This window comes from Streptomyces sp. NBC_00012 (genome assembly GCF_045040875.1).
GTDB lineage: Bacteria > Actinomycetota > Actinomycetes > Streptomycetales > Streptomycetaceae > Streptomyces.
The window spans coordinates 8,403,833-8,419,784 of sequence record NZ_CP108309.1; the positions used below are offsets into that span (position 1 = coordinate 8,403,833).

Annotated in this window: 12 protein-coding genes and 1 pseudogene; 4 read left to right on the forward strand and 9 right to left on the reverse strand. The window is 71.3% G+C overall.

The window, feature by feature from the left end; translation table 11 throughout:
* Positions 1-29 precede the first annotated feature (29 nt).
* Positions 30-359, reverse strand: a pseudogene (locus OHA19_RS37835) (helix-turn-helix domain-containing protein); the annotation flags it as partial.
* Between OHA19_RS37835 and OHA19_RS37840 the strand changes: the two are divergent.
* Both OHA19_RS37840 and OHA19_RS37845 read left to right on the forward strand, forming a co-directional pair.
* Complete coding sequence (locus tag OHA19_RS37840) at positions 294-920, forward strand: zinc-binding dehydrogenase (protein ID WP_405708404.1); 627 nt, start codon at positions 294-296, stop codon at positions 918-920. The pseudogene OHA19_RS37835 and the gene OHA19_RS37840 overlap by 66 nt on opposite strands.
* A 232-nt stretch (positions 921-1,152) precedes the next feature.
* Positions 1,153-3,435, forward strand: a complete 2,283-nt coding sequence (locus OHA19_RS37845; protein WP_405708401.1) for an ATP-binding protein — start codon at positions 1,153-1,155, stop codon at positions 3,433-3,435.
* Positions 3,436-4,157: 722 nt separating this feature from the next.
* On the opposite strand, the gene OHA19_RS37850 is transcribed toward OHA19_RS37845, so the two are convergent.
* On the reverse strand, positions 4,158-4,658 hold the full coding sequence (locus tag OHA19_RS37850; RefSeq protein ID WP_405708398.1) for a DUF1203 domain-containing protein: 501 nt from the start codon (positions 4,656-4,658) through the stop codon (positions 4,158-4,160).
* A 426-nt stretch (positions 4,659-5,084) separates the two neighbouring features.
* On the opposite strand from OHA19_RS37850, the gene OHA19_RS37855 reads away from it, so the two are divergent.
* Positions 5,085-5,861, forward strand: a complete 777-nt coding sequence (locus OHA19_RS37855) for a hypothetical protein (protein WP_405708396.1) — start codon at positions 5,085-5,087, stop codon at positions 5,859-5,861.
* Positions 5,862-5,931: 70 nt separating this feature from the next.
* On the opposite strand, the gene OHA19_RS37860 is transcribed toward OHA19_RS37855, so the two are convergent.
* Positions 5,932-7,539: an MDR family MFS transporter gene (locus OHA19_RS37860; RefSeq protein WP_405708393.1), complete on the reverse strand. Its 1,608-nt coding sequence runs from the start codon at positions 7,537-7,539 to the stop codon at positions 5,932-5,934.
* A gap of 67 nt (positions 7,540-7,606) precedes the next feature.
* Entirely contained in the window at positions 7,607-8,230 is a 624-nt protein-coding gene (locus tag OHA19_RS37865) for a TetR family transcriptional regulator (protein WP_405708391.1), read from the reverse strand.
* 180 nt (positions 8,231-8,410) lie between these two features.
* On the opposite strand from OHA19_RS37865, the gene OHA19_RS37870 reads away from it, so the two are divergent.
* Positions 8,411-9,241 carry an SDR family oxidoreductase gene (locus OHA19_RS37870; protein ID WP_405753121.1) on the forward strand — a complete coding sequence of 277 codons (831 nt, stop codon included), beginning with the start codon at positions 8,411-8,413 and terminating at the stop codon, positions 9,239-9,241.
* 214 nt (positions 9,242-9,455) lie between these two features.
* Here the strand turns inward: OHA19_RS37870 and OHA19_RS37875 are convergent, their stop codons facing one another.
* The 5 genes from OHA19_RS37875 to OHA19_RS37895 all read right to left on the reverse strand — a co-directional run bounded on the left by OHA19_RS37875 (position 9,456) and on the right by OHA19_RS37895 (position 15,818).
* Complete coding sequence (locus tag OHA19_RS37875) at positions 9,456-10,367, reverse strand: SDR family NAD(P)-dependent oxidoreductase (RefSeq protein WP_405753124.1); 912 nt, start codon at positions 10,365-10,367, stop codon at positions 9,456-9,458.
* Positions 10,364-11,989: a flavin-containing monooxygenase gene (locus OHA19_RS37880; protein WP_405753127.1), complete on the reverse strand. Its 1,626-nt coding sequence runs from the start codon at positions 11,987-11,989 to the stop codon at positions 10,364-10,366. The genes OHA19_RS37875 and OHA19_RS37880 overlap by 4 nt, the downstream gene beginning before the upstream one ends.
* 30 nt (positions 11,990-12,019) lie before the next feature.
* On the reverse strand, positions 12,020-12,973 hold the full coding sequence (locus tag OHA19_RS37885; RefSeq protein WP_405708380.1) for an alpha/beta hydrolase: 954 nt from the start codon (positions 12,971-12,973) through the stop codon (positions 12,020-12,022).
* Positions 12,974-13,255: 282 nt separating this feature from the next.
* On the reverse strand, positions 13,256-14,356 hold the full coding sequence (locus tag OHA19_RS37890; RefSeq protein ID WP_405708377.1) for a helix-turn-helix domain-containing protein: 1,101 nt from the start codon (positions 14,354-14,356) through the stop codon (positions 13,256-13,258).
* A gap of 175 nt (positions 14,357-14,531) precedes the next feature.
* Positions 14,532-15,818 (reverse strand): hypothetical protein, encoded by a 1,287-nt coding sequence (locus OHA19_RS37895; protein ID WP_405708374.1) that lies wholly within the window; start codon positions 15,816-15,818, stop codon positions 14,532-14,534.
* Positions 15,819-15,952: the final 134 nt, after the last annotated feature.

Here is a 15,952-nt window from a genome sequence, read left to right on the forward strand (position 1 = left end):
TCCCGGCCGCCAGTCGGTGGTTCCGGCCGTCAGCTGTTGTTTCCGGCCGTGGCCGCTCCGCGGAATGTCCTTCGATAGGTGAGCGGGGGAACACCGATGGCCGCGTGCAGATGCTGGCGCAGCGAGGTGTCGCTGCTGAATCCGGTCTGTGCGGCGACTTCGTCCACGGGAAGGTCGGTGGATTCCAGGAGGTGCCGTGCCCGGGCGACGTGCTGCTGGGTGAGCCAGCGGCCCGGGCTGACCCCTGCCTCGTTCTGGGAGCGCCGCGCGGAGGTGCGGCGGCTCATCCGGGCATGGGCGGCGAGGTCGGTGAGGGCCAGCGGCTCGTGCAGCCGCTCCAGCGCCCACTGACGGGTGGCATCGTCGACACGGCCGGGCTGCGCCCCGGACAGCGGGCCCTCATCCACGCGGCGTCCGGCGGTGTCGGCCACCTCGCGGTCCAGATCGCCAAGGCGCGCGGCGCCCACGTCATCGGCACGGTGCTCGGGAAGGACCGCCAGGAGTTCGTACGCGGCCTCGGCGCGGACGAAGCGATCGACAACGCCACCACCGACTTCGTCGCGACCGTCGGCGATGTCGACTTCGTCCTCGACACGCTCTCCGGGGACATCCGCTCCCGCTCGCTGTCGATACTGCGCCCAGACGGCACGATGGTCACGACCGTACCCAACGGCGCGGCCGACGCTGCGGAGCGCGAGGCCGGTCAGGGAGGTCGTGTCCGGATGATCGGAGTCCAGGCGGACCACGCCGGGATGAACGCCATCGCGGACCTGGCGGCCTCCGGCGCGCTGAGGCCGCGGATCCACGCGACGTTCCCGCTGGCGAAGGCCGCCGAAGCGCACGTAAAGCTCGAGAACGAGCGGACCACGGGGAAGATCGTCCTGGTGGTCGGGGGGCAGGAGGACCGGAACGCTGACTGACTGACTGACTGACTGAGTGAGTGACTGAGTGAGTGCGTCGGGGCGGGTAGGGGGATGGGGCGGGAGACGGCCGCGTCTCCCCGCCTCCGCCCGCGCCCCGGAACGCCCTCCCGCCCCCGTCCCCTCGCAGCCGCCGCGTGCCCATTCGAACGGTGACCACGCTGAGGAGTCACACATTTACACTGTGCTGACTTCTCGCGAAGGCGCGGGACTTGAGCATCACGGGGGCGCCATGGGATTCGGCTTCGGGCAGCGGCGCAGCGGGCAGCCCCCGGCTGAGCGGACCAGCTTCGTCGGACGTGCCGAGGAGATCTCGCTGATCCAGGAGGCATTCCACGAATCACGGCTCGTCACCCTGGTGGGCCCCGGCGGTGTCGGCAAGAGCCGCACCGCCCTGCGCGCGGCGGAGGGGCTTCGGGAACGGTTCCCGGACGGGGTGTGGCTGGCCGAGCTGTCGGCCCTGTCCGACCCCGAACTGGTACCCGCGACGCTGGCCACCGTGCTGGGGGTCCCGGACCAGGCCGGGATGGAACCTCTGGACGCGGTCGTCGCTCATCTCAAGGGCAGGCAGCTGCTCATCGTGCTCGACACCTGCGAGCACATGGTCGACGCCTGCGCCGTGCTCTGCGACGTCCTCCTGCGTGAGGCCACCGAGGTGTGCGTACTGGCCACCAGCCGGCAGCCCCTCGACGTGGCCGACGAGCGGACGATGCCGATCGCCCCACTCGGCGTGGACGACGCCGTGGAGCTGTTCACGCAGCGGGCCGCCCGCGTCCTGCCGGGCTGGACCGTCACCGAGGCCAACCGGACACAGACGCTGGCGCTCGTCGAACGGCTCGACAGAATCCCGCTCGCCGTCGAACTGGCCGCCGTGCGTCTGCGGGTCGCGTCCCTTGCCGAGCTGGTGGCCCGGCTGGATCGCCGCTTCGAGGTGTTCACCGGCGGGCAGCGCGCGGTCGCCCGGCACCAGACACTGCGTAAGACCATCGACTGGTCCCATGAGCTCTGCACCCCGGCGGAGCGGCTGCTGTGGGCGCGCCTGTCCGTCTTCGCCGGGCCCTTCGAACTGTCGGCCGCGGAACGGGTGGGCGGGGGCGACGGGCTCCCGTCCGATGCCGTGCTGGAGGCGCTGTTCGGCCTCGTGGACAAGTCGGTCGTGCAGCGCGTCGGCGAGGACGGGGTGCGCTACCGGCTCCTGGACACGATCCGTGAGTACGGTGCCGAGTGCCTCGACGAGGAGAGCAACGCGGCCGCCGTGCGCGGGCGGCACTTCGAGCACCACCGCGACACGGCCGGGCGCCTGTGGGACGAACTCATCACCCCGGCCCAGGCCGAGCTCCATCAAGCGGTGCGCGCCCAGATCGCCGACATCCGCGCCGCGATGAAGTACGCCTTCACGGCCCCCGGCCGCGCAACGGAAGGGCTGAGCCTCGCCGTGCAGCTCGCCCCGCACTGGAGGGCGACCGGCACCCTGTCGGAGGGGAGGTACTGGATCGACAAGGGGCTCCGTCTGGTGCCCGAGGACTGTACGGAGCGGGCCTGGGGCCTGTTCATGGCCGGAGTGTTCGCCACCTGGACCGCCGACCTCGCGGAGGCGCCGACCTTCTTCCGGCAGGCACGGGAGGCCGCGCTGAACTGCGACGAACAGCGCGTGGCACTGTTCACGGAGCCGTACATCGGCGCCATGAGAGCGCTCTGCGGCGAGTTCGAAGAAGGACTGGCCGAGCTGGAACAGGGGCGTCGGCGGATCGTCGCCGTCGGCGACTTGCTGGGCGTCAGCATGGTCCACTACGAAGGCGCGCTGCTGCGCGCGGTGCTCGGGGACACCGACGGGGCCCTGGAGCTGTGCGAGGTGGGGCTGGCCCATCTGCACGGCACGGGTGATCGACAGTTCCACGGATCCACGCTCATGGCGGAGGGTCTCATCCTCTGGCTGGCGGGACGCCACGAGGAGAGTGCCGAGGCGCTGCGGCAGGCCCTGGACGCCATGAGCGAGATCGGTGACGTGCTGGTCGCCGCGCTCTGCTGCCTGGGCCTGGCCTGGCACGCCGCAGGGCAGGACCGCTACGTCAGGGCGGCGTGGCTGCTGGGTTACGCGGAAGGCGCGCGGGGGCTCAGCGGCGACCCCGTGGCCATGCTGCCGTCCGTGCTGGACCAGCAGGAGGCAACCCGCAATGCCCTGCGGGAAGCGCTGGGGCACACGGAGTACGAGCGCTGGCACGGTGTGGGGGCACGGCTGTCGGGTACCGAGATCCTGGACGCGGTACGGGCGGACACCGAAAGCCCGCTGTGCGTGGGGCGCCTGCCTCGCAGTCGGCAGGGGTCCACGGCAGCCGACGTGCTCACCCCGCGGGAACGGGAAGTCGCCACGCTGGTCGCGCGAGGACTGTCCAACCGGGAGGTCGCCGAGCAGCTCGTGATCTCGAAGCGGACTGCGGACACACATGTCGAGCGCATTCTCACCAAACTCGCGATCGATTCACGCACAGAGATCGCGTCGGTGCTGGATTCCTAGGGTCTTTCGTTCGGATCAGGCCGGATCAGGGAGCGGGGTCTGGTGCGTGCGATCGCAAGGCGGGGGAGGGAGTCAGGGCGGAGTCCTGGCGACCGACGACAGCGCGGAGGGGGTCCCCCCTGGCCCTTGAGGCCTTGGGGGAGTGCGTGCCGGGCCCCGCGATCCCGGCATGATCCAAACGAGAGGCCCTGGCTGTATTGCCCTTGCCGGTCGGTGGCGGCGTCCCACCCCGAGGCCGGCTGCCCAGCAGCTGTACGTAGGCCCGTCCCGTCACCGGTACGTATGCCGACGCCAACGGGGTGAGACCGGTCCGATGGCACAGATACGTGTACTGACCTGCGATTCAACGCTCGCCACGGCACCGTGCGGTGCGGCAGGCTGGGCGTGCCGCCGGGGAGGTGGAGTTACTGCGCAGCATCGGCGGATGAGGCTGTCGCAGACCCGAGTGCTCCCACCTCCCTGGAGGCGCCGGAAACGTGTGCCCGCGCCGTCGGCGGTGCAGAGGCGCATGATTCCGGCGGCTGACGCCGACAATCCGGCGGGGAGCACGTTCAGACCGGCACGTGGTTTCTCGCCCCGAACCTCCGAACCTCCGAACCTCCGAACCTCCGAACCTCCGAACCTCCGAACCTCCGAACCCCCGAACCCCCGAACCCCCGAACCCCCGACGCTCCCGAAGCCCCGGTCCGCCGAACCGCTGAACGGACGGCCCTCCGCCTCGTCTACCGGCGGCGCGCCTCGACCATGAAACAGCCGAACTCCACTGCGCGGACGTGTACGAGGGCCACTGCCGGATCGGCGAAGACCTCAAGCAGCGCGTCGTCCACCTCGGCGGCCCGCTCCTTCGGGATCTCGATCAGCCGCCCGCCGAGAATGTGCCCCTGGCCGTCATAGGCCCGCAGGACCCGGCGAGCACCGTGCAGCTCGACCGGGTAGCCGGGGCCGGAAGCCGGACCGTCGCACTCCTCGGCGTGAACGAAGATCGGCCCGCACTCGTCGTACGGACCGGGCTCGGCGTCCGTCGCCACCGCCCAGCGGCGCAACGGTGCGTAGGAGACGAGGACGATCCGCTCACCCGCCTCGCTGTGCCGCAGACAGCAGCGCAGCGGAGCGCCGCCCTCCGGATCGGTGACGGGTCTCCGGGTCCGGCCGGCGTCGTCCCGTTCGCGCAGCTGCTTCAGCACGGCGGGGTCGATGGCCCGCACCTCGTAAGTCGTGGTCATGGCTCCAGCATCCGTGGACGCCCGTCCCGGGGCTGGCGGAAATCGGACGTCGCTGTGCCACATGCCGACTTCATCGCAGGGAGGCCGCCCCGGCACGTGGGCCGTCGATGGCTATGGGACCGACCCCAGTGCGTCACGGACGATTGCGGCGGATGCTCGGGCCGCGGCGAGAACGGGTGCTGTGTCGTGGGCCGCGCGGGCGAGCATGAAGGCGCCTGCCAGCAGGGCGATTACCGAGCTCGCGGTGTCCCGGGCGGCGTCCGAGGAGAACGACTGAGAGCGGGCGGCCTGTGTGCCTCTGCCGGTGTGGCCATGGGGGCCCACGAGTCGTGCCGTCCGGTTCGGACCTTGTCCACCGGGCACCATGGGGCAGCCCTTACGCTGTACGGAGCAAGACCGTGCGCGGGCACGAAAAGAGGAAGCACCATGTCCTTCGCTCCCCTCGGCCGGCACAACGGCGAGCACAGCGACTACTGCAACACCAGCCTGTGCTGCCGCTGCCAGCAGCGGAACTGGACGACTCAGCAGGGCAACGAGCGGTTGTGCGGGCTGTGCGCGGCCTGCTGCCGTGAATGCGGCCGGGCGCCCGCGCCGCATCTGGACGGGCTGAACGACGGCATCTGCGTGGACTGCCGCGGGCTCTGCACCCGCTGCCACGATCCGCTGCCCAACGCGGGTGTCTGTCACTGTCAGCAGTGGAAGCAGAGTCCGGGCAAGGACCCGATCCGCTTCATCATGCAGGGCTTTCCCCAGCCACTGCTCCAGGCACTCGGGCACCGGGTCCCGCGCACCCTGCACGACATCCTGTTCGAGGAGCTCGAGCACCGGACGGCTGCCCAGCTCCTCGACCGCATCGAGAGGCGCTGGAGCAACCGCTGGTCCCACGCGATCCATGAACGCGACGAGGAGAACCGTCGCCGTTGGGCTCCCCAGGAGATCGCCGAGGCTCTCGTGTGCTCCACCAACTGCTCGAACCGGGCATGCGAGGACGGCTATCTTCTCGTCGACGGAGCGCCCTGCCCGTACTGCCGGCAGCCGGTCCACCGCTTCGTTCCCGCCACAGCCGAGGCGATCTCCACCTCGGAACACGCACGGGCGACCGCCGCGCGGATCCGGCAGGAGATCATCAGCAACCGCTCGGCCGGGAAGAAACCGCACCGCCCAGTGCAGCCGGGCGCCCGGCCCGCTCCTCCCGCCGGCTGATTCCGCAGAGACCACCGGCCACGCCGATCGGCTGATCGACGTGGCCGGTTGTCCCAGTGCCTTGCTCGGATCAGTGCGCCGGGGCAGCCGGCGACTTTGCTCCGTCGGCGTTCTCCTGTGCGAGCCGTTCCATGCCGCTCTGTGTCTTGAGCGGCTTCTCCTTGATGAACAGCACCGCGATCAGAGCGAGGAACGCGAAGGGCGCTCCGATCAGGAAGACATCCGCAGTCGCGACCCCGTACGCGTGCTCGACGACCTCCCGGGCCGGTTCGGGCAGCTTGGAGAGGTCGGGAACGCCATGGCCGGCGCCCCCGTTGTCCGCTGCCCCGCCGAAGCCCTTCGCCATCTCGCTCGCCACCCGGTGGCTGAGCACGGCACCCAGCGCGCTCGTGCCGATCGCCCCGCCCAGACTGCGGAAGAACGACAGCACCGAGGTCGCCGCACCCAGCTCCGACGCGGGTACGTCGTTCTGTGCCGCCAGCACCAGGTTCTGCATCAGCATGCCGACGCCCACGCCGAGCACCACCATGTAGACGCTGAGCAGCCCGAACGAGGAGTCCGCGCTGATCGTGGACAGCAGGCCCATGCCCGCGGTCATGATGATGCCGCCCGCGATCAGGAAGCCCTTCCACTTGCCCCGGGCGGAGATGATCTGCCCGGCGACGGTCGTGGAGATCATCAGGCCGAGGATCATCGGCAGGCTCATCAGGCCCGCGACGGTCGGCGTCTTGCCGAGCGAGATCTGGAAGTACTGGGAGAGGAACACCGTGCCACCGAACATGGCCACGCCCACCAGCAGGCTCGCCACGGTCGTGAGCGTCACGGTGCGGTTGCGGAAGATGTCCAGCGGGATGATTGGTTCCTGGACCTTGGATTCGACCAGTACCGCGACACCCAGCAGGACCACACCGGCGGTGACCAGGGCGGCGGTCTGCCACGAAGCCCAGTCGAACCGGTTGCCCGCGAGGGTCACCCACAGCAGCAGCGCGCTGACCCCGCTCATGATGAGGACGGCACCGAGATAGTCGATCTTCACCTGCCTGCGGACCGTGGGCAGCTTCAGGGTGAGCTGGAGCAGCACGATCGCGAGCAGTGCGAACGGCACGCCGATGAAGAAGCACCAGCGCCAGCCCAGCCAGGAGGTGTCCACGAGCACACCGCCGATGAGCGGTCCCGCGACGGTGCCGACGGCGAACACGGCACCGAAGATGCCGGAGTAGCGGCCGAGTTCACGCGGCGGAATGATCGCCGCCATCACGACCTGGGCGAGCGCCGTGAGACCGCCCGCGCCGATGCCCTGCACCACACGGCTCAGGATGAGCAGGCCGACGCTGTGCGAGAAGCCGGCGACGAGTGAGCCGACGATGAACATCGACAGGGAAAGCTGGATGAGCAGCTTCTTGTCGTAGAGGTCGGACAGCTTGCCCCAGATCGGAACGGTCGCCGTCATCGCCAGAAGCTCTGCGGTGACCACCCAGGTGTACGAGGACTGGGTGCCGTGCAGGTCGGCGATGATCCTGGGAAGTGCGTTGGAGACCACGGTGGAGGCCAGGATGGCCACGAACATGCCGGCCATCAGGCCCGACATGGCCTGGAGTATCTGACGACGCGTCATGGCTGGTGCGGCCCCCTCGGGCGCACCGGCCGTGCCGGCTTCGGGTGTGACGGCAGCGCTCATCGGCTGGCGTTCCTCATTTTCTGGTTTCTCGGGCGAAGCGGCCCCGGGCGGGGCCTTCGGATGTGCCTCAGTCGGTCAGGCCGGTGGCCAGCGAGGTGAAAGCCTCGCGATAGATGCTCTGGAACGTGCGGGTACGGCCGGAGGCCACCCAGAGCTCGACGGCGGCGCGCACAGCGGCGATCGTCACGTGCGCGAGGAGCCGGGGGTGGAGATCGGTGTCGGGGTCCCGGCCGAGGCGTTCGGCCACGGCGGCAACCAGGGCGCGTTCGTCCGCGCCCCGGGCGGCCAGGAATCCGGACAGCAGCGCGGGACTCTTCCTGAGCACGGCCATCTGGAGCTCCCAGCGGTCGTGGTCCTCCTCGATGTGGGCGAGTTCCTGGCCGATGGCCTCGCGCAGGGCGTCGAGTGCCGTGAGTTCCTGCGGTGCGTTGAGCACCGCGCGACGGGTCCGCTCGGCGTTGTCGTGGTTGGGGCGGGTGATCGCGTCCTCGAGGCACGGGAAATAATTGAAGAAGGTCCGCACGGAGACGCCGACCGCACCGGTGACCGCTTCCACGGTCACGTTCTCGATCCCGCGGTCCGCGGCCATGTGCAGCGCCGCGTCCGCGAGTGCGTTGCGCGTCGCGCGCTTCTTGCGCTCGCGCAGCCCGAGAGCCGTGTCGTCGGCGCTGTTGGCATTGTGGACACTCATGAAGTGCATGCTATGCAAGTTTGCGTGCAGCGCAAAATTATTCTCGGGCGTTCGCACGCCCGGACGTGTGCCCGGCAGCCGGATCGCGACGGACGACGCGCGGAACGCCACCGGCCGAGCCGGCAGCAGGCGGAATCCGGGTGTCACGGCCGGCGGACGGATCCTCTACCGTGTCGGGTCATGACACTCCTGGTCATCGGCGGCAGCGGATTCCTGGGTGCCGAGCTGGTCCGCCGGGCGGTGGCGGCGGGGCACGCGACAGCCGCGACCTTCGCAACCGGGCCCGGCCGCGTCGCGGGGGCCACCTGGCACGCCCTTGACCTGCATGCCCCCGATCGCATCGACGCGGTCGTGGCCGAGGTGGGACCGCGCGTGATGATCAACGCGACGAGCAGCAGATCCGACTGGGCGGTCACGGCAGAGGGCCCTGTCCGGCTGGCGATGGCCGCGGTGAAGTACGGAAGCCGCCTGATCCAGGTGTCGAGTGACGCGGTCTTCTCCGGTGCCCGTGTCCACTACGACGAATCCTGCCTCCCCGACCCGCTCACTCCCTACGGTGCGGCGAAAGCCGCAGCGGAGACGGGCGTCCGTCTCGTGCACACGGATGCCGTCATCGCCCGTACCTCGCTGATCATCGGTGACGGCCGACGGTCCGAGCACGTGCGAGCGGTGCACGGCCTCGCGGCCGGAACCCGCGACGGAGTCCTGTTCACCGACGACATCCGATGCCCGGTGCACGTCTTCGACCTGGCCGCCGCCCCGCTGGAACTCGCGTCCGGCGACTCGAAGGGCGTTCACCACCTGGCGGGGGCCGACGCCGTGAGCCGTCACGAGCTCGGCATCCTCGTCGCCCGGCGCGACGGGCTCGACGCCTCCCGCCTGCCCGCGGGTCTGCGGGCCCACAGCGCACTTCCCGGCGGACTCGACATCCGCCTCGACAGCCGCGCCACCCAGGAGAGGCTTCGTACGACACTGCGTGGTGCCCGCACGTTCCTCACCACGGAGGCTTGAGACGGACGACGGGCCGAAGGCCACGCCCGATGACCTCGGCCGCTTCCACGGGCGACGGGGCCGGTCCGACCGCACCTTCGCGGAAGCGGCCGGATCCCCGTCGTCCACCGGGCGGCGGAGGCCGGGAGCGGGCAGGGGCGGCGGCGGGGGCACCCCCGCCGCCGCCCGGGGGACGAGACAACCCCTGCCGCTCACTCCCGTCCCGGAACTCCGCTCAGGGGGTCTCGTGAGCCGAGGCCGGGTACACCATCCCGTCCACGGAGAGGAGCTCGTCGATCCGCTCGGCGAGGTCCTGAGCGAGCAGCGGTCCGCCGTCCGCCGAGCGGATGCCCGGTGCCTCACCCGTCAGCACCCGCCCCACGCGGCCGCGCCCCGCGCTCAGCACCTCGCCCGTGACCGGCACATCATCCGCGAGGAGCGCGGCCACCACCGGCGCGACCGCCCCGGGCGGTGCCTCCTCCCGCATCTTCTCCAGCACCTCCGGCGGCACACCCTCGGTCGCCGCCGACATCCGCGACCAGGCCACCGGAGCCACCGCGTTGACACGGATGCCGTGTGGGGCGCCCTCGGCGGCCAGCGTCCGCGTCAGCCCGACGATCCCGGCCTTGAGCAGGGAGTACGCGGCGTTCCCGGCCATTCCGTACAGACCGGCCGCCGAGGTGACCAGGACGACCCGGCCCCGTCCGCACTCGGTGAAGCGGGGCCAGGCGGCCCGTACCAGCCGCCAGGCACCGAGGGAGTGAATGGCCGTCATCCGCTCCAGCAGCGCCTCGTCGATGTCGGTGAAGTCCAGCCCCGGCCGGTAGATCCCGGCGTTCGCCACGATCCCGTCGATGGAGCCGAACTCGGCGCACGCCAGAGCGATCAGGGACTGCGTCCCCTCGATGCCGCTCGCGTCCGCGGTGCTCGCGACCGCCGTCCCGCCCGCCGCCCGGATCTCCTCGACGACCCGCGCCGCCGGGCCCCAGTCCTCGCTCCCGCTACTGTCAGTGGCCGTCCCCAGGTCGTTGACGACGACACGGGCGCCCCGCGCGGCGAGGTCCAGGGCATAGGCCCGGCCGAGGCCGCGGCCCGCGCCGGTGACGACGACGCAGCGCCCGTCCAGCCTCAGTGTGTCCCGCCTCATGCCGACGCCTCCGTACCCAGTGCGAATCCCCGGTAGCCGGACCGGGCCACCTCTTCGCACCGCTCCCGGTAGTGGTTGAGCCCGCCCGCGTACGGCATGAACACCGGTGCCTTTCCTTCCACGTTGGCACCCACGTACCAGGAGTTGGCGCGCGGGTAGAGAGTCGTGTCGGCGACCTCGTTCACATGGGCGGCCCAGGAGTCCTGTGCCTCGGGCCGCGCCTCGATCCGCTCCACCCCGTCCTCGCGCAGCTGCCGCAGGCAGTCCACGATCCAGTCGACGTGCTGCTCGACCGCGCGCACCATGTTGACCAGCACCGAGGGGCTGCCCGGCCCGGTGACCGTCAGCAGGTTGGGGAAGCCGGCCACCGCGAGACCCAGGTAGCTGCGCGGTCCCGAGGCCCACTGCTCCTTCAGGGCCCGGCCGCCCGTCCCGCGGATGTCGATACGGGTCAGCGGACCGGTCATGGCGTCGTAGCCGGTGGCCAGCACCAGGACCTCGGCCGGGTACGTGCCGGCCTCGGTGCGGATGCCGTCCTCGGTGATCTCGACGAGCGGCTCGGCCCTCAGGTCGACGAGATCGACGTTCCCTCGGTTGTACGTGGAGAAGTAGCCCGTGTCGACACAGATGCGTTTGGTGCCGATGGGGTAGTCCAGCGGGACGAGCTTGCGCGCCGTCTCAGGGTCCTCCACGGCGTCCCGGATCTTCTCGCGGACGAACTCGGCGAGGTGCTCGTTGGCCTTCCCGTCCGTGAGTATGTCGTTGAAGACCGACATGATCTCGGTCCCGCCGATGGCCCACTTGCGCTCGAACGCGGCCCGGCGCTCCTCCTCGCCCACGTCGTGGGCCGAACGGCCGGTGGAGGCGACGTAGAAGCCGGAGAATCCCGTACGGGCGTACGTACGCAGCTCCTCCAGCTCCGTCTTGGCCCGCCAGCTCTCCCGGCCCGAAAGTGGCCGGTTGCGGGCCGGCAGGCTGTAATTGGGAGTTCGCTGAAAGACCGTCAAGTGACGTGCCCGGGTGGCGAGTTCCGGTACCGCCTGGATGCCCGAGGAGCCGGTGCCGATGACGGCGACGCGTTTGCCGGCCAGGTCCACACCCCCGTGCGGCCAGCGGCCGGTGTGGTGCACCTCGCCGCGGAAGGCGCCGAGACCGGGCAGGTCGGGAACGCGGGACGCGGACAGGCAGCCCACGGCGGTGACGAGGAACCGTGCGCGGGCGCGACGGCCGTCATCGGTGGTCAGGAGCCATGTCCTGCCCTCCTCCTCCCAGACGGCCGAGACCACCCGTGTCCCGAAGGAGATCATCGGCCGCAGGTCGAAGCGGTCCGCGACGTGTCCGGCATAGCGCAGGATCTCGGGCTGAGTGGCGAAGCGCTCGGACCAGTCCCATTCGGCGTGCAGCTCGGAAGAGAACGAGTAGCAGTAGTCCAGGCTCTCGACGTCGCAGCGGGCTCCGGGATAGCGGTTCCAGTACCACGTGCCGCCGACGTCGTCGCCCGTCTCGAAGGCATGACAGCTGAACCCCTGCGCGCGCAGCTGGTGCAGGGCGTAGAGGCCTCCGAACCCGGCGCCGACGACGAGTGCGTCGTACTCCGGGACGGAGGTTGCTGAGTCGGTCATGTGCGGCTCCTTGCGGGGGAGTGGGTTTCTTCAGACGGCGAGGCCGCGGCGCAGCGCGTCCAGCGCGCCCCCGGTCATGCGGCGGGTCACGGCCGTGTCGGGCACGAAGCCCGCCGCGCCGTGGAAGGTGCCGGGAAACAGGTGCAGTTCGGTGGGGACACCGGCCCGTACGAGGCGCTGGGCGTATTCGAGGCCCTCGTCGCGCAGCGGGTCGAGGTCGCTCACGGCGACGTACGCGGGCGGCAGCCCCGACAGGTCTTCGGCGCGGGCGGGCGCGGCATAGGCGGGCACCGGGGCGGCGGGGTCGCGGTCCGCCCCGAGGTAGGCCCGCCAGCTGTGTACGGCGTTGGGGCGGTTCCACACCGGCGTGTCGGTGAACTCCCGCATCGAGGGGGTGTCCAGGCGGTCGTCCAGCTCCGGTATGTCGAGCAGCTGGAAGCACAACGCCGGTCCGCCGCGGTCCCTTGCCAGCAGGGCGAGCGCGGCGGCGAGGCCGCCCCCGGCACTGATCCCGGCGACGGCGATCCGGGCCGGGTCCACCCCCAGGCCGTCGGCGTTCGCCGCCAGCCACTCCAGGGCCGCGTAGCAGTCGTCGGTGGCGGCCGGGTACGGGTGCTCGGGGGCCAGCCGGTATCGCACGGAGACCACGACGGCGCCGAGTCCGGCCGCCCAGCGCGCGGCGAGGGCCCGGTCCCCGTCCCCCTCCTCCAGGATGAACCCCCCGCCGTGCACGTACATCACGGCGGGCAGCGCGGTCCCGGCCCCCGCCGGACGGAAGACCGCCACCGGAACCTCGGGGGCGCCCGGGGCCCCCGGAACGAGGTGCTCGCCGGACTCGACGCCCTCGGGGAGAACGAAGGGCGGCGCGGCGGCGCCCATCGCCTCGACGGTGGCCCGCGCGGCGGCGGCGTCACCGACATCGAGGGCCGGCAACAGGGCCAGCCACGGGGAGAGTTCGGGATCGACGGGCAGGGGAAGGGGCACGTGGGCCTCCGGCGGACGACACGGAGCGGCCACGGACGGAACAAGTCCGCCCGGGAGAACCGCTGCTGACGTCGTCAGTCTGTGTCCGCGCCCCCGACCGGGTCATGAGCCGGGTGGCGCGCGATCGGCCCCCGTCCGCGCCGGTTGGCGGCTTGCGCCCCGCCTGCGGAGGGGACAGGGCGTGACTCGTCCGGCGGACGCGGGAGAAGAGGGCCCTGTCCGTTCGGCAGCGCCCCTCGCCCCCTGCGCGGCCCGCCCGCGCCGCCGTGCGTGCAGCCGGTGTCACGCCGGGTTGTCCCGCAGGCGGCGCAGGGCAAGGGCGAGCGCGAGCCGGAAACGGCCCACCGTCTCGCCGAGTTCGTAGCCCAGCGCCGCCTCCGCCCGCGCGACCCGCACCGCCACCGAGTTGTGGTGCAGGTGCAGCTCCCGCGCCGCCGCGCGCAGCGAACCCGCCTGCACCAGGACTTCGAGTGTGGTCAGCATCTCCGTGCCGCTGCCCGGCTCCGCCGCGAGCGCGTCCAGGACGTCGAGGTCGCCGATGCCGGCGATGGCCGGGCCGGACAGTTCCCTGGCGAGCACCTCGAAGGCTCCGAGCGAGGAGTGGTAGATCGCGGGCTCCTCCGCGACCGGGGCCAGTCCCACATCCGAGCGGGACGTCCCCGCGAACCGCAGCGCCCGCACCGCACCCTCCCAGGAGCGCGGCGCCTCGGTCGCGGTGACCTCGGGACCGACCCCGATTCGGAAGCCCGCCGGGGCGAGCAGCCGCTCGGGCAGCGGGCCCGCCACGGCCACCGCGTGCACCGAGCCGAGCGCGGCCGTCCGGCGTCGGCCCGCCGGGGCGGGAGGGAGCCGTTCGAGGACCGGCGCCATCCCCTGCGGGCCCCGCCCGCCGTCGACGGCCAGGAGGGTGAGCGGGGCCGAGGGGGCGAAGCCCAGCAGCCGCAGTGCGCGCGCCCGTTCGGGGAGCGGGGCGGTGGAACTGATGACGGTCTCCAGCAGCGCGGGGTCGAGCGGTACCGCCTCGCTGCCACGACGGCTCAGCACGGCGTCGCAGGCCAGGGCCAGCCGCTCCAGCAGCAGTTCGTCGAAGGGCTGCGCTCCGCCCTCGCGCACCAGCCAGACGTACTGCCCGCCGCGCAGCTCCCGTACGGTCGCACCAGGGGGAGGCCCGCCCGGCCGGGTACTGCCGTCCGGACCGGCCGTCAGGCCGTCGCGACCGGGCCCGGACAGACCGACCGGACACTCGGCGACCCGGGCCGCCATGCCCAGTACCCCGTCGAGGCCGAGCCGTTGCTCGACGAGCGTGTCGAAGAAGCGTATGAGCCGCATGGCGCTCTCCGCCCCGGCATTGAGCCCGGCCAGCCGCAGCACGAGACCCCGCATGTGCCCACCCCGATCTCCCCCGTCGCAGAGTGCTGTGATCTTGCGACGAGTGTCGTCCACCGCGGCGGACCGGGGAAGAGGTGCGGCCACGGCGGTGACCACGCGGTCGGCGAGGAGGACCGGGACCGCGTGGTCGCGGGGAGGCGCCGCGGCGCGCAGGGCCGGCCGGCTCGGATCAGCAGGCCTCTCCCAGGTGGCTAAGGGCCTGACGGAAGTCGTCGAGGGCGGGCCCGTACTCGCGGGCGGCGGTGTGGAAGGTCGATCTGTCGATCAGGGCCCTGGTCAGTGTTCGTGTTCCGTCCGCCGGGTCGTGCCGGGACAGCCGATGGGCCAGGACCACCCCGTCGTCGAACAGGGAGCGCACCCGTTCCGCGAACAGGTGGGTGCGGTGTTCCCAGTGTACGACGGAGCGGACGGTGAGGACCCGGTGCAGCCGGGCCAGTTCGGCCAGATGACGGTCCGGATCCTCGGCGGCTCGGGGAGCAAGGGCGTCCACCGCTTCACGGAGGGCATGAGCGCTGCTGTCGAAGTGGCTCCGCCCGGCGTCGGGTGACCGCTGGACGGGTGCCGCCCCCGATGGAGTACGTGGTCCACCGGACGCGAGCCGGTCGCTCTCGGCGTCGGAGAAGGACAGCAGCGCCGCCCAGAACGACGCCTGATAGCCGCTCCAGCTTTTCCGCTCGCCGGTATCGGCCAATTCCGTCAGCAGGGCGAGCGCCTCCTGCCGCACGGCGGCCGCCTGCTCCTCCCGGCCGTGGGTGTCGAGCATCTGTGCGTACCCGAGGAGCGCGTAGAGATGGCAGGCCATCGGGCCGCGGTCGTTCGCGGCCTCGGACGCTTCCATGGCGACGAGCGTCTCGAACGCGGCGAGGGCCTCGCCGGACCGGCCGGCGTCCTGGAGGGCGGCGATCCACTTCAGGAGTGACCGGGCGAGAGTGCCGCCTCGCGGCCCGTCGGGCAGGATCGCCGTGATCAACTCGGTCATGGCGTCGGCCGCCTCGTCGTACCGGCCTTCCTCGGAAAGACCGGCGGCCCACTCACGCAGCCCCTTGACCACGGGGTCTCCGGACAGTTCTGCTTGTGCACGGCTGATGGCGAGCATCTCGGCACGCATGGCGAGACCTTCGGTGCGCCGACCCAGGAAGTAGAACTCCTTCTGGCACCTGTCGAGGGCCCCGTACAGAACCTTCGCGCGGGCGGTTTCGGCCGGATCGATGGACCGTGCCACGGCCACCGCCTCTTCGCACAGCGCGAGAGAATCCACATGCTTCCCGCCGGAACCGGGGTCGTAGGCCAGGCGTTGCAGCGACCTGGCCAGGAGCGGCAGATACGAGGCGGGGCTGACCCGGGCGAGAACCCGGTAGGCGTCCACTTCCTCGCGAGGAGTACGGAGTCCCGAAGCGAGCAGGATATTCCGCGCCCGAACGATGTCGTCCTGATCGACTTTCCCCGAGTGATTCATAGCGGAGATTCTGGGTGCCACCGAGAGGGCCGAACAAGGCCGGTCACCTGTGCCGTTCGTCCTACGAAAACACCTTCTGGCCTGTCATGATGAGTGTGACATCACTTTCCCCGGGCTCTTGCAGAGGTCGACGG